This is a genomic window from Nitrospira sp. (assembly GCA_024998565.1).
Classification (GTDB): Bacteria; Nitrospirota; Nitrospiria; order Nitrospirales; family Nitrospiraceae; genus Nitrospira_A.
The window spans coordinates 420,690-434,683 of sequence record JACOEM010000002.1; the positions used below are offsets into that span (position 1 = coordinate 420,690).

Below are 13,994 nucleotides of genomic sequence, written 5' to 3' on the forward strand. Positions count from 1 at the left end.
AGGTTACCATCTTGTTCATCCGATCTATGCGTTCATCCTTCCGCACGACACACGTCGAAACGAAAGACCATTGGTGCTGTCGGGTTCTGATCTCGACGGCGGTGGTTATGTGTGGTCTCCTGATCACCGGCTGTGGCACGTTTGTCTCTCCTGACGTCAAACGCGGCGATCAGCATCTCGCGGCTGGAAACTGGGAAGAGGCCAGTGTCGCCTATCGACAGGCGCTCAAGGATGATCCGTTCGAACCGTCACTACAAAACAAATACTCGATAGCCCGGGAGCGTGCAGCTGCGGCGCACGATGAGCGAGGCCGGCAGCTGCTGAAGGATCACCAGTTCGATCAGGCCGCCGAAGAATTCAAACGCGCTCTGGCGATCGAGCCGACAAGTAAGGAACACGAGGCCGGATTGACCGAAGCCTTGCGACTCAAGGAAGCGCGTGAGCGGTATCGCGAGGCAGAGCGTCTGGCGCAATTGGGTCGGGCGAGCGAGGCCATGGCGGTCTATATGCGGGCCGTGGAACTCGATCCCACATATAAAGAAGCGCTGGAGGGCGTGGCCAGGCTGTCGGCAGAACAGCATGCCGTGGATCGCGATGACCGGCAGAAGCAGCCGGTGACGCTGCAATTCCGCAATGCCGGGCTGAAGGAAGTGGTGGAGGCATTAGGGAAGGCGGCGCATGTCAATTTTGTGTTCGACAAGGATGTGCGTAACGATCCCGTCACCATCTCGTTGGAGGATAAGCCCTTCGATGAGGCCTTGTCGCTGGTGTTGAACAGCAACAGTCTGTTTGCCCAGAAGGCCGGTCCCACGCTCTATATCATCAGCCCCAACACCAAACAGAAGCAGGAACAGTATCAGGATCTGATGATCCGGACATTCTACCTGTCATCCGCGAAGGCGAAGGACATGGTGGCGCTGCTGAAGTCCATGCTGGATGTGAAGCACATTCATGGCAATGAAGCGCTGAATACCATTGTCGTTCGGGACCAGCCGGAAAAGGTGGAATTGGCGGAGAAAATTATCCAGGCGAACGATCGTGAAGATTCAGAGGTCCTCTTCGATGTGGAAGTGCTGGAAGTAAATCGAACCGTCGATCAGACCTATGGATTGTCGTATCCCAAACAAATCGGCGCTGCTCTGGTCCCGCCCGGATTTACGGGAGCGATTGCCGGGGATATCGCGCAGCAGTTCACGTATCGGAACCTGGCCAGCCTGGGACAGGACAGCTATTTGTTCAAGCTTCCCACCAATGTGCAATTGGATTTCTTCAAGCAGGTCACCGACGCCAAGACTCTGGCAGCGCCGAAAGTGCGCGTGCTCAACAACAAGAAGGCCGAGGTCAATATCGGTGACAAGCAACCGATCCTGCTCTCCACCACGAACGTGTTGCCCGGGCAGGCCGCAACCGGCGCCGTTCCGACGACTTCAACCGTCACATCGATCGAGTTTCGCGACACCGGCGTCAAACTGACGGTTGAGCCGAACATCCACCTGGCGAATGAACTCTCGTTGAAAATGAAGATCGAGGTAATTCGCCTGGGTGATGTCGTCTTGTTGCAACAATCTCCCCCGATCACGCAATTCAAGTTCGGCAACCGGTCCGCCGAGACGATGTTGAATGTGCGCGACGGCGAAACCATTGTCCTGGGAGGCCTGCTGCAGGAAGAAGATCGTCGGACCAAGGTGACGATTCCCTGGCTCGGTGACATCCCTTTCCTGGGCAATCTGTTGAGTTCGTTCAAGACCCAACGGGTGACGACGGAAGTGATTCTGACGATTACCCCGCATATCGTGAATTCGTTGCGGCTTCCGGGTCCGCAGGGGCAGGCCTTCTGGTCCGGAACGGAATCCGTTTACTCCACGTCGCCCTTGTTCGCCATGCAGCCAAAAAAGATTTCGGCACGAATGTCCACGTTGAGCGGTTCCGGCAAGCTCGCAGAAAAAGGCGCCTTGAAACAATCCAAGGGGGCGGCGGCGAGCGCCGACCTTGTTCCTCTCGAACTTCAGCTGGCGATCCAGCCTGCAGACGTCACGGCTCAAATGAATAAGGAATTACGGGTGGACGTGTTGGCGACACAGGCCCGCGGGTTGGATACCGAGACCTTTACGCTGGAATTCGATCCGAAGATTCTCGAGTTTCGGGATGCCACCCTCGGCGAGGTGTTGGGGACCGAAGCCGGTAAAGCCGCGGTAACGGCGACGCCATCCTCTACCGAGGGCCTGATCGAATTGCGCCTGCATCGGTCCGCAAGCGCCACAAAAGATGAGGGTCGCCTGTTGCGATTGACGTTTCTCGCCAAATCTCCGGGAGTGTCGTCCCTGCGCCTGCAGATGGCCAAGCATGACGATCTCGACAGTCCCGAGGGAACCGGTGAAGCCGTGGGAGTGGTGAGAGTGCGGTGAAACAGTCCGGCGTCACGTTGCTCGAACTGCTCGTCACCCTGACCATTCTCACCATCCTCGCCACAGTCGCCCTGCCGTTCACCAAGGTTTCGACCAAGCGGACGAAAGAGATCGAACTGCGGCAGAACTTGAGGGTGATCCGGGCCGCGATCGATACGTTTCACCTGGAATGGTCGCGTGACGGAGACACCCTGACGGGGCCGGCATGCGTTAAGAACAAGTTGAGCTGCAAAGACGTCACCGGGCCCTATGGCTACCCGAAATCCTTGGATGTATTGTTGGGAGTCAAGCTGACGGGGGAGCAGGCAACGGTGCGCGGGACGACGATCAAGCGATACCTGCGATCGATTCCCTTGGATCCCGTGACCGGAGCCGCCGATTGGCGCCTGCGTTGTTACCGAGATCCCGCCAGTGTGAAGGACTGGTGCGGAGAAGATGTGTACGATGTTACGACTAATAGTCAAGAGCTGGCACTGGATGGCACGAAATACCGCGACTGGTAAGCGCTCATGGCCGTTCTCGTCACCGCATGGGTTTACGATTATCGAGTTGATGATTGTGGTGACGATCGTCGGAATTTTGGCCACGTTGGCCGTGCCGTCCTACCATGCGGCGATTATTAAGGCGAAAGAAGGGGCGCTGCGCCAGGATTTATTTTCGCTGCGCGATGTGATCGACCAGCACCGTGCCGATAAAGGGAAGTACCCCGAGACCATCGAGGCGTTGGTGTCGGCCGGCTATCTTCGGCGGGTGCCGACCGATCCGTTGACCGGCTCGACGACGACCTGGCAGGAAATGGTCGACGAAGGGGAAGGCGGTATGGTCGATGTGTTTTCCGGGTCCGATCTGGTCGGCACCAACGGAGTTCCCTACAACCAATGGTAAGGCAATGAATACCATGATCCAACAAGCGGGTCCTGTTTGGCGGACGGTCGTGGGCTTACGATTCGGGTGCTCGATAGTGGCGACGATGAGTCTGTTGTTCTGGGGAGGGTGCGCGCGGGTCACGCCAAGTCCGGAATCGACCCCCACCGATCTTCAGGTTGCGGCGGACTCCCTCAAGACGGCGGTGCGTGAAGCGCAGCGCACGGCGGCCGAATTGCGCACGGAGCTTGAGGAGCAGCGGAAGGAATTGGCGGATGCCCAAGTGGCGCGGGCGCAACTGCAGGGCATGTTGCGGGAGACCGAACGACGATTGGCGGATGCCCGCCAAGTCATCGAATTGCAGCGTGAGGAGTTGACTTCGGCTCACACAGAACGGGAGCGGGTGGCGCAGACGGTTGCTCCGTTGCACAGCCGGCCCCAGCAGTCACCGATCGGGGTTCGCCTTCAACGGAAGCGTGCTTCATCCAGCCAGGATGGAGCGGTGTCTGCCCCAACGGAGACACAGGAACAGTCGGCCGTGAAGCCGATTGAGAATGGAGAGGAGGCGGCCCCACAATCCTCACCTGCCGATGGCGAGGCTGCACCGGTCTCAGACGTTCCTCAGGCTTCGCCGATTGCGATGTCGACCCCGATCGCCGCGGAGCCGGTCAGGACGATTGTCGTGCAGGGTGGGGATACGTTGTGGCGGCTTGCGCGCCGGCATAAAGTCAGCCTGGAAGCGCTGAAATCACTGAATGGTTTGCCGACGAATCTCATTGTTGTTGGACGGACGCTCCGTTTGCCGGAGCCTCGGCTGCAGCAGGCGGCTATGCAGCCGGTCTCGCTGAAAACCCTCGTTCGATAGAGACCGGGGCAGCGCGTGATGTGTCCACCCGAATGAACTCATGGCGGTATTCGCATACAGAGCGGCTCGCGCGGACGGCACGACCTTCGAGGGACACATCGAAGGCGAAGATGAGCACCTGGTTCGAGCCAAGCTTGAGTCGGACGGCTTGCTGGTATTCCGGCTCTCCAGGCGAGGAGCGGGGTTCGGTGTGCCGGGTCTGGCGGCAGGCCGTTGGGGAAAGCTTCCCCTTCAAGATTTCCTCGTGTTCAATCAGGAGTTGTTGGCCCTGATCAAAGCGGGGCTACCGGTCTTACGGGTCTGGGATCTACTCATCGATCGCACCCAACGAGCCCCGTTTCGAGAAGCGCTCAAAGCCGTCCGTCAGGATATTCGCGGCGGGGCGTCGGCCTCCGAAGCCTTGGGCAAGCATTCCACCTATTTCTCGGATCTGTACCTCGCCACCATTCGTGCCGGTGAGCAGTCCGGGAATCTGGCGGAGGTGTTGCAACGCTACATTGCGTATCTGAAGCTGATGATCGGCCTTCGCCAGAAAGTCACCAAGGCGTTGGCCTATCCGGCCTTTCTCGTCGTTGTCGGCGTTGCGGTGGTGGGGTTTCTGCTGAGTTACGTGATGCCGACATTCATCTCGGTGTATGGTGAATCGTCCGCTAATTTGCCGACGGCAACCCGCATGCTCATCTCGGTGATCCAGATGGGTGAGGCGCAGTTGATTCCGGTGGCGATCGTGGCGGTTGTGGCGGTGGTGATGGGACGGGCGTGGTATCAAACCTCCGCCGGTCGATTCTCCGTGGATAGGAACCTGTTGAAATTGCCGCTACTCGGGATGATTCTTGTCGAGCACCACACCATCCAATTGACCCGCACGCTGGCCACGGTGTTAGCCGGCGGCACGCCCCTAGTGGAAGCGCTTGAAATTGCGCGTGGTGCGGTCTCGAACCGCTTCGTGTCGCGCGGGTTGGTGTCGGCGGTGAACGAAATCCGCGAAGGCAGCACGCTGGCGGCGGCCATTGAGCGGCCGCAGATCCTGCCCAAGCTCGCGATTGAAATGTTGTCGGTCGGTGAAGAAACCGGCTCGCTGGAACCGATGCTGCGGGATGTGGCCGAGTTTTATGAAGGGGACCTCGATGTACGGCTCAGTCAGTTGACCACCTGGATTGAGCCGGTGTTGTTGCTGGTGATGGGGCTCCTGGTCGGGGGCATCGTCATCATTATGTATTTGCCGATTTTCCAGATGGCCGGGACGATTCAATAATCCGACGATACGGCGGGACCCTGTGCCCGACGCGTCGTGACCCGTGCCGAAGTCGGAGGGACTGAATATGCTGATGCAACGCCATCTCACTCGCCCGTCGCTCGCCGATGTGATGGTGCGCGAGGGCATTTTGCCGAGACGGACCGTGGACCAGGTCGTTGCCCGTTTGGGAGGCAGCACCACCGCCTTCGGGCAGACGCTCGTCGAAGAGGGGACCATTTCCGAGGCGCAATTGGCGCAGGCATTGGCAGCCCAGTATGGATTACCCTATGACCCGCTCACCGGGTTCCGCGTGGACTCCGAGTTTTATCACACGATTTCCGTCAAGTTGATGCGGCGACATCCTTTCGTGCCGGTGAAGGACGAGGCCGGCGCGTTGACGATTGCGATTTCCGACCCGCAGAACCTGCTGGCGCTGGATGAATTGGAGATTCTGCTCAATCGTCCGCTCCACTATGTGGTGAGCTCGCGAAGCGCCATCCAATCGGCGCTGGAACGGAGCGAAGGCTCGAGTCAGGCGCTGCGTGAATTGGAGGCGGAATACCGATCGGTCCTGGTGAAGGAAGACGAGCGGGGCGAAGAAGTCCTGACCGTCGATCACTTCGGTGAAGACCAGAGCCCGGTGGTCAAACTCCTCGACACGATCATGTTGAGCGCCATGCAGCGCCGGGCCAGCGACATTCACATTGAGGCGACGGATCGGGCCACCACGGTGAAGTTTCGCGTGGACGGTATTCTGGTCTCGGCGATGGATCCGCTCGATGTGAAGCTGCATCCCCCGTTGGTGTCCCGCCTCAAGGTCATGTCCGACCTCGATATCGCCGAACGGCGGGTGCCGCAGGACGGCAGTTTTCGCATGCGGCTCGACCGGAAGACGGTTGATTTCCGGGTGTCGATTTTGCCGAGCGTGTTCGGGGAATCCGTCGTCATCCGAATTCTGGACCGCGAGGCGATTACCACGGGCGTGTCTACCCTGAGACTGGATCGTCTGGGCTTCAACCCGGAGGACCTCAAGCGGTTCCGTCGCGCCATTACGAGACCCTACGGGATGGTGCTCGTGACCGGTCCGACCGGAAGCGGAAAGACCACGACGCTCTACGCCGCGATCAGCGAAATGAATATTCAGGAAGATAAACTGATCACCATCGAAGATCCGGTGGAGTATCAGTTGCCGGGGGTCGTGCAAATCCCGGTGAACGAGAAGAAGGGCCTGACGTTCGCCCGAGGGTTGCGGTCGATTCTGCGACACGATCCGGACAAGATCATGGTCGGTGAAATTCGTGATGCGGAAACGGCGCAGATCGCCATTCAATCGGCCTTGACCGGTCACTTGGTGTTGACGACGGTGCACGCCAATAATGTGTTCGATGTGATCGGACGTTTCGCGTCGATGGGCATCGATTCCTACAACTTTCTGGCGGCGTTGACCTGCGTCCTGGCGCAACGGCTGATTCGGGTGATCTGTCCCGACTGCCGGCATCAGGTCGTGCTTGACCAGGCACTCGCTGAGGAATCCGGAATCGACTACGATGAGTTCAAGAGCGCGCCGTTCTATGAGGGGAAAGGGTGTTCGGAATGCCACGACACCGGCTATCGGGGCCGCAAGTGTATTACTGAATTCCTCGACCTGACGGACGAGATCAAGGAAATGATTCTGGCCGATCGCGCACTCTCCGAGATCCGGTACCGCGCGGTCACGGACGGCATGATCACATTGCGGCAATCCGCCGTGAAGAAAGTGCTGGCCGGCGAGACGACACTGCGCGAGATCAACCGCGTGACGTTCAGCGAAGAGCGATAACCGATGTGGGATTGGATCACCAGCCGGCCGCAGTACTGCCTGAAAATCGGCGCGCGCGATCTGGCGTGGGCGGAGGTGCATCGGAACTGGCGCGGGAGGCCGCGCTATCAGTGCGTGGTGTCCGCGTTGCCCGAGGGGCTCATTCGCTTGTCTCCGTTGGAACAAAACATCCTCTCTCCACACGAACTGGAGACACATATCCGGGCGATTGCCGGGTCGGCAACCACTCAGGCCCCCGGTCGTTCTTCCACTCCGGGTGTCCCGCGCGCCGCGACCATCATTCTGCCGGATCTGGCCGTACGACTGGCGGTGTTACGATTGCAAGACCTTCCCTGGAGCTCCGATGAGCGCGATGCGTTGGTGCGGTGGCGATTAGGGCAGGAGCAGCTGTTGTCCCTCAGCGGCGCCAAAGTGTTTTCACAGGTATTGTCCGATCCCGGCGGATCCGGTGATGGGCCCTGTACTGTGCTGGCGGTTGTGGTGCAGGAAGCGGTGCTGACTCAGTATGAAGCGGTCTGCGAAGCCGCAGGGTTGATTCCCCAGGAAGTCGATGTCGCAAGTTTGCGGCTCTATAACTTGTGGGCTCACGGGACGGGGCGTGCGGCTCGCTCGACCGCTGACTTTTTATGGGTGAATGCCACGGACGGAGGCGTCACGGCGTTGATTTTTCACAACGGAACGTTGGTCTTTCTCCGGTCGAAACTCCAGGGCGGGATCGGATCGGGGGGCGTCTTGGCATCGGGTTCCGAGCAGGTGGCGCTTAATCGTATCGTACAAGAGTGCGCGGACTCCATCTATGCCTGTCAGCAGCAGACGCCGGAGTTAGCCATCAGCCATGCGGTGCTGATCGCCGATGAAGCCATGGGCGCCGGGTTGCGGCAGCAGTTGGAGAAGGGATTGGGCGTGCCGGTGCAGGAACTGGAATGGGACCGCGTGCAGCAGTACGGCGGGGGCACCATCTCGGGGGCGCGGACGAGTGCCGCATTACCGGCGATTGCAGGGGTCGTATAAACCATGTCGTTGGATAACTTCGTCTCAGCGATTCGTGATGTCGCCTTGCGTATCGGACAACCCTCGGCACGCAGCGGCGCGTTCGCGATCAATCTGAGCAGCCGGTATCGCTGGTACCTGGCTCCGGCCCGGTTGGTGATCATGCTGTTGGCCGGGGTGATCGGCCTGGCGATGCTGTGGGATATTTCGCAGGCCTGGTTGGTCTGGCAGGATGTCCAATCCATGGAGTCAGCTCTGAGCCAGGTGCAGGACCGGGATCGGGACCTATTGAAAGAGGCGCAACAGGAAGGCTTGGATCTGTCTGAGGCCGCCTTGCAGGTCCTGCCCAAGGAGATTGAGTTTGCCAATCACCTGATCGAGAAGCGGAGTTTTTCCTGGACCCGGTTTCTGACGGAGTTGGAGCGGGCGATTCCCCAACGCATCGCCGTCAACAGCATCCGGCTTGATCCTGCTAATGCCACGATCATGCTCACCGGCTCCGCCCGGGCGCTGGAAGACGTGACGACCTTGACGGTCACGTTTCAGGATCATCCTCAGTTCAAGGAACCGGTCCTCGGGCAGCACCGGGTGATGGGAAATGGATTGGTCGAGTTCGACCTCTCGTTACGCTATCGGAATCGCAACCCATGATGTTTCCAGGACTCGATCGGCTGCAATTGACCTGGCGGCAACCCTATGCGCCCATTCTTCCATGGGTGGCGTTTGTGGCGGGGCTGTGTGTCCTGAGTTACGGCATTCATGCCCTGGTCTTGGGGGCGGCAGAGCAGGAGCAGGTGCGGCTTGAGGCCGACTGGCTTAAAGCCCGCCAACAGTTGAGTCGGCATAAGGAAGCCAAGAAGGCGAAGGCGGATCTGCAACGGGTATGGGCCGTGTTACCGTTGTTCCGCGATTTCGCGCCGCTGGCGCTGGGTGTCACCGAAGAGGCGAAGCGGGACCAGGTGACGTTGCCGGCTCTCTCCTACAAGACGGAAAAGACCGCCGTCCCCGACGCGACGAAAGCCGTCCTGCAGGGGACGGTGACCGGTCGATATGAGGATTTGCGCCGCTTTCTGCACAATCTGGAATCGGCCGAAGAACTGTTGTTCATTGAAGACCTCAACTTGATTCGATCGGGGAACGTACAAGACCAGCAATTGACCTTCAATATCCGAATTTCGACCTATCTGCGCGGGGAACATTTGCAATCCCCGACTCCGTAACTCATATGAATCGAGTCAGCAAAAATCAAGGGTTGTTGCTGATGACCCTCGTGGTTCTCTGGATCGGGTTGCTCGTCTGGCAATTCGGCCATTCCAGCGAACAGGAGCGAGTCCCCCTGACGCATGTCAGCGGACAGCGGGCGGTGGGCAAGGCGCCGGCTGCGGCCGTCGCTGCCGGCGGCAATCTGCAAGTGCATCTTGAACGGCTGGCCGCCATTAAAGGGCAGCGGGAAGCCACGTTTTCGACTCCGCGCAATATCTTTGCCAGTCTCCTGCCGCCAGAGCCGGTCGTGGCGCCGCCTCCTACCCCTCGTCGCGGTCGTGGGCGCGGTCCTGCCAAGCCTCCGTCGCCTGCGGAAGAACCGGTGGTGGAAGCACCACAGAACGAGGAGGAGCCGACGGTCGAAGAGCCCAAGGGTCCGACACCGGAAGAAATTGAACGGCTGCGAATTGCGACGGAATTGAACCAATTCCGGTATGTGGGGTTTATGGCGGTGGGAGGGGGCTCGCAGAAAAAAAAGAACATGGCCGTGGTCGTGAAGAATGATGAGATGCATGTGGTGCAGGTCGGCGAAGTGATCGCCGGTGAGGTGTTGGTGAAGGCGGTCTCGATGAGTGAGATTACGCTCCAGGATGTGGCTTCAAAAATCACGCAGGTGATTCCGGTCACGGATGCGCCAGGGGCTGAGGGGCAACCGAATTAGGCGGGTGATGGGGGTGCGTCGTCATCTCAGAAATAGTGACGGGATTACCTATCTTGCCTTGATGTTTTCGATCGTGTTGATCGGAATCTCCGTATCCGCCGCTGCCCGCCAATGGACCGTCATGGTTCAGCGCGAGAAAGAAGCCGATCTCATGGCCAAGGGCATCGAAATTCAAAACGCCATTGCCCTTTATTCAAATACCATGAAAATCGGGCGCATCCTGCCCACCGAAATCTATCCTCAGTCGCTGGCGGAGTTGACGCGGACCCCCAAGCCGTATCTGCGGAGGGTCTATCAGGACCCGATGAGCGGCGGGGATTGGGAGTATATGCGCGCGCCGACCGGCGGTATCATGGGGGTCCGGAGCAAGAGCAAAGTGAAACCGATCAAGGAGCGCGATTTTCCCCTCGCAGTCCGTCACTTCGAAGGCCGGAAAACGTATAACGACTGGATGTTTCAACATCCCAATCCCTCATCCATGTCCATGTTGATGCCGCCGATGATGGGCCTGGCTCCCGGCACAATGCCGATGCAATCAGGGCCGCAAGGGGCTGCTCCTGGCGCCCCGCCGCCTGGTCCTGCTCGCAACCCTTGACCCGACTCCGAACCCCACAGTATCCTGTCCTGCCATAGATCGTCGCGCCTTCGTTCACCATCTTGATCGGCCGATACGCTGAGGCATCGGGCCTCCGCTGCGGCCAGCAGCAGGAATTCACGACATGGAACAAGATCTCACCGAATCCCCGGTTCCGGAGCTGGAAGCTCCCGTTGAAGTGCTCACTCCTGAAGAGTATGTCGCGACACTGGTCAAAAAGGCCAAGGGAGCGGCAGGCCGGCTCTCCAGTCTTCCCACGGCGGTCAAGAATCAGGCCTTGGAGGACATGGCCGACGGACTTGAAGAACATGAGGCGGAGCTGTTGGCCGAGAACGAGAAGGATCTCGAGCAATTCGAGGCCACGCCGGAGCGAAAAGCCTTGGGGGACCGTTTGCGGCTGACGGCGGAACGTATCCGGGAGATGGCGGCAGGGATTCGTGACATTGCGCGATTGCCGGATCCGCTCGGAGATACGCCGAAGATGTGGACGCGGCCGAACGGGATGCAAGTGGGCCGCATGCGTGTGCCGATCGGGGTCATCGGGATCATTTATGAAGCGCGTCCGAATGTGACCGCGGATTCGGCCGCCCTGTGTCTCAAGTCCGGAAACGTCTGTATTCTGCGAGGCGGATCCGAAGCCCTGCATTCGAACGTGGCCATTGCCAAGGTGTTGAGCGAATCGGCGGAGAAGGCTGGCGTGCCGGCGGGCGCGATTACATTCGTTGATCGTGCGGAGCGTGAAGTTGTCCAACTGTTGCTCAAGCAGGACCGGTATATCGATCTCATCATTCCGAGAGGCGGGGAATCGCTGATGAAGACGATCGCCGAACATGCGACGATCCCGGTGCTCAAACACGACAAGGGAGTCTGCCACACTTATGTCGATGTGGATGCCGATCCCGAGGTGGCCGAGCGGATCTGTTTGAATGCAAAAGTGCAGCGCCCTTCGACGTGCAACGCCATGGAGACCCTGTTGGTCCACCACAGTATCGCGCGCACCTGGCTGCCGCTTCTGGTGGAGAAACTCACAGCGGCGAAGGTGGACGTCCGTGGTTGTGCGAAGACCTGCCAGTTGTGTCCAGAGGTGACGCCGGCCGCTGACGACGATTTCGGCCGCGAATTTCTGGATCTGATCCTCGCGATCAAAGTGGTCAAGACCATGGACGAAGCCTTGGAGCACATCGCCACCTACGGATCCCAGCATACCGAGGCGATTGTGACCAAGGACTATGCCCGCGCGATGCGGTTTCTGCGCGAGGTCGATGCCGGCGCGGTACTCGTGAATGCCTCGACCAGGCTGAACGACGGCTACCAATTCGGCCTAGGGGCGGAAATCGGCATCAGCACGTCGCGGCTCCACGCCCGAGGCCCGATGGGGCTTGAAGAATTGACCTGTTCAAAATTTGTGGTGCTCGGGAGCGGTCAAATCCGCGAGTAAATGCCGCCTGATTCCTTGGTACACGAGATTCTCAGGCGTCCCGGCACGCTCACCTTTCCCTCCAATCTCACGGACCTGCCACACCTGACGGCTGTGGCGGGATCCGTTTCTCAACAACCGACCGGCCATCTCGTCGTCTATGGAAGCCATGGCCGCCGTATTTGTGCCACCGATCCGGACGGTCATCCCTTGCATGAATGTGAATGGGGGCCCGTCGATGGTGCGCTCCGCCTTCTGCGGGCAAGGGTGCATCTTGACTGGGGCGCGTGGGTCGGGCTGACTCCCAGTGGCCTGGTGAATACCATGACCCTGGACTTGTCGCGCAAGCCGGGGTGGCAACGACTGAGGGCGGACGATCTTCGTGGCATGGCGGCGCAAGCGATGCGGGTTCCGCTGGAGGAAGTCCGGTTCTTTTATACTGATCAGGACGTGACCATCGGTCAAAAAGGCGCCGCCACGATCCGGCATCGGAAGGACGCGATCTACTTTCTGCCGGACGGGACGTTCGATTCCAAGCAATTCATGGCCTGTATGGGAGCCATGCATTGGGAGGAGATCGACTTTCTTCCAGTGGTGGAGCTGTTTCTCTCGCTGCTGCCCGGCACCGGGTCGGCGCTGTTTGAATTGATTCGCGGGCTGTATGACGATCAGAACCGGACGAAACCCGCGCCACGGGCTCTGCGGTATCGAGGCATCCCCACTTATCCGTCCGAGGCGGCCTACCGGCTGTTCAGCAACTTTTTCTCCCCGCAGATCCCCGGCGGGGGCGATCCCTTTCCCCTGTTCATGGATCCTCCCCGGTCGCACATGGTGACCTGGCTTCCGATGCCGGATACGCCCAGACGGCATGTCGATGCGACACAGAAGCTCTGTGTGACGATTCACGGGCAACGAATCTTGAAGGCCACCTGCTGGGATGATCCGGCCGGACTCTCCTATCAACCGTTCGACCGGCGAGGCGCGGCGCCCTGCGAGCGTGGAGTGGCGGTTGAGCAGGAGCAGCTCCTGTTGGTGGATCGAGGTACCCGCCGGCTGCTTCCGTTGGGCCACAGCTGGGGAATTGTGACCGGACCGCCACTGGTCGGCGCTGCTCGGGTTGGCATCGATTGGACGGCTGTATTCGGAGGGGCCGCGCCGGTGGTGAGGCCGGACGAGGCGTTTGGCGCGGTGCTGCTCTATCCGGACGATGAACGTGAGATCGGTGAATTGCCGACGCAGCCGTTCGTAGCGGACTATCTGCAGGACCTCATCGAGCAGGATCGCCCGCTGGCTGCGCAGGTAGGGCGGGCAGGTCATCAGTTGATCAGCGGATTCGACGCGGCAATAACGACCTGTATTGGAAGCGACCGCCCGCGTGCCTGCACCGTGCTCTACGACCACCCGGCGTTCGCGCAGCGGCAGGCGCAGATGTTATGGAACCTGTGGGCCCGCGCACAACGATTGGACTGGTTCTCCCTGGTGCGCATGATCGCCCGTGCCGATGAGAGCAGCGATCCGAACAACAGAACGTACGATCTCGCCTACGAGTGGACACCCTTCAGCCACTATGACAAACCGGATGCAGTGGCTGCGCGGATGCAGCAACTTGCCCGGCAACTCCTGCCCGGCGCCGTCGCGTTTATCGTCGGCCCTTCGACGGTAGCAGACGGATGTCGAGCCGCCGGGATGCACGTCCAGGCGATCACGCCGGTGGCATCGCTGCCGACGTTTCGGATGCATCAGAGCGTGCTTCCCCGCGCGCAGCTGAAGCCCGGCGTCATGCTGTTTCAGATCGCGCGGCCCTGAACGGATGTGCGATGGAATGGTCCCATTGAATTGAGCTACAGTGAGCGCGAAGTTCCTGTTACAATTCCGGCT

At 59.8% G+C, this 13,994-nt stretch carries 13 protein-coding genes; all 13 read left to right on the forward strand.

Translation table 11 applies throughout. The features are described 5' to 3' along the window. Nucleotides 1–107 precede the first annotated feature (107 nt). The 13 genes from H8K11_05570 to H8K11_05630 all read left to right on the forward strand — a co-directional run bounded on the left by H8K11_05570 (nucleotide 108) and on the right by H8K11_05630 (nucleotide 13,922). Complete coding sequence (locus H8K11_05570) at nucleotides 108–2,405, forward strand: hypothetical protein (protein ID MCS6263209.1); 2,298 nt, start codon at nucleotides 108–110, stop codon at nucleotides 2,403–2,405. Continuing rightward, nucleotides 2,402–2,908, forward strand: coding sequence for a prepilin-type N-terminal cleavage/methylation domain-containing protein (locus tag H8K11_05575; GenBank protein ID MCS6263210.1), 507 nt, complete (start codon nucleotides 2,402–2,404; stop codon nucleotides 2,906–2,908). The genes H8K11_05570 and H8K11_05575 overlap by 4 nt, the downstream gene beginning before the upstream one ends. After that, entirely contained in the window at nucleotides 2,883–3,290 is a 408-nt protein-coding gene (locus tag H8K11_05580) for a prepilin-type N-terminal cleavage/methylation domain-containing protein (GenBank protein ID MCS6263211.1), read from the forward strand. Before H8K11_05575 ends, H8K11_05580 begins: the two co-directional genes overlap by 26 nt. Nucleotides 3,291–3,303: 13 nt before the next feature. Continuing rightward, entirely contained in the window at nucleotides 3,304–4,134 is an 831-nt protein-coding gene (locus H8K11_05585) for a LysM peptidoglycan-binding domain-containing protein (GenBank protein ID MCS6263212.1), read from the forward strand. 40 nt (nucleotides 4,135–4,174) lie between these two features. Further along, entirely contained in the window at nucleotides 4,175–5,389 is a 1,215-nt protein-coding gene (locus H8K11_05590; GenBank protein MCS6263213.1) for a type II secretion system F family protein, read from the forward strand. A gap of 67 nt (nucleotides 5,390–5,456) precedes the next feature. Beyond that, nucleotides 5,457–7,190, forward strand: a complete 1,734-nt coding sequence (locus H8K11_05595) for a type II/IV secretion system protein (protein ID MCS6263214.1) — start codon at nucleotides 5,457–5,459, stop codon at nucleotides 7,188–7,190. Between the two features lie 3 nt (nucleotides 7,191–7,193). After that, nucleotides 7,194–8,201 (forward strand): hypothetical protein, encoded by a 1,008-nt coding sequence (locus H8K11_05600; GenBank protein ID MCS6263215.1) that lies wholly within the window; start codon nucleotides 7,194–7,196, stop codon nucleotides 8,199–8,201. Between the two features lie 3 nt (nucleotides 8,202–8,204). Then, a complete protein-coding gene (locus H8K11_05605) occupies nucleotides 8,205–8,831 on the forward strand; it encodes a PilN domain-containing protein (GenBank protein MCS6263216.1) in 627 nt (208 codons plus the stop codon). After that, complete coding sequence (gene pilO, locus H8K11_05610) at nucleotides 8,828–9,400, forward strand: type 4a pilus biogenesis protein PilO (protein MCS6263217.1); 573 nt, start codon at nucleotides 8,828–8,830, stop codon at nucleotides 9,398–9,400. Before H8K11_05605 ends, pilO begins: the two co-directional genes overlap by 4 nt. A gap of 41 nt (nucleotides 9,401–9,441) precedes the next feature. Then, nucleotides 9,442–10,104: a hypothetical protein gene (locus tag H8K11_05615; protein ID MCS6263218.1), complete on the forward strand. Its 663-nt coding sequence runs from the start codon at nucleotides 9,442–9,444 to the stop codon at nucleotides 10,102–10,104. A 7-nt stretch (nucleotides 10,105–10,111) separates the two neighbouring features. Further along, nucleotides 10,112–10,699 (forward strand): type II secretion system protein, encoded by a 588-nt coding sequence (locus H8K11_05620; protein ID MCS6263219.1) that lies wholly within the window; start codon nucleotides 10,112–10,114, stop codon nucleotides 10,697–10,699. Nucleotides 10,700–10,823: 124 nt separating this feature from the next. Next, the gene (locus H8K11_05625; protein MCS6263220.1) at nucleotides 10,824–12,137 is read left to right on the forward strand and encodes a glutamate-5-semialdehyde dehydrogenase; all 1,314 of its coding nucleotides are present in this window, start codon (nucleotides 10,824–10,826) and stop codon (nucleotides 12,135–12,137) included. Beyond that, nucleotides 12,138–13,922, forward strand: a complete 1,785-nt coding sequence (locus tag H8K11_05630) for a hypothetical protein (GenBank protein ID MCS6263221.1) — start codon at nucleotides 12,138–12,140, stop codon at nucleotides 13,920–13,922. The last annotated feature ends 72 nt before the right edge of the window (nucleotides 13,923–13,994 follow it).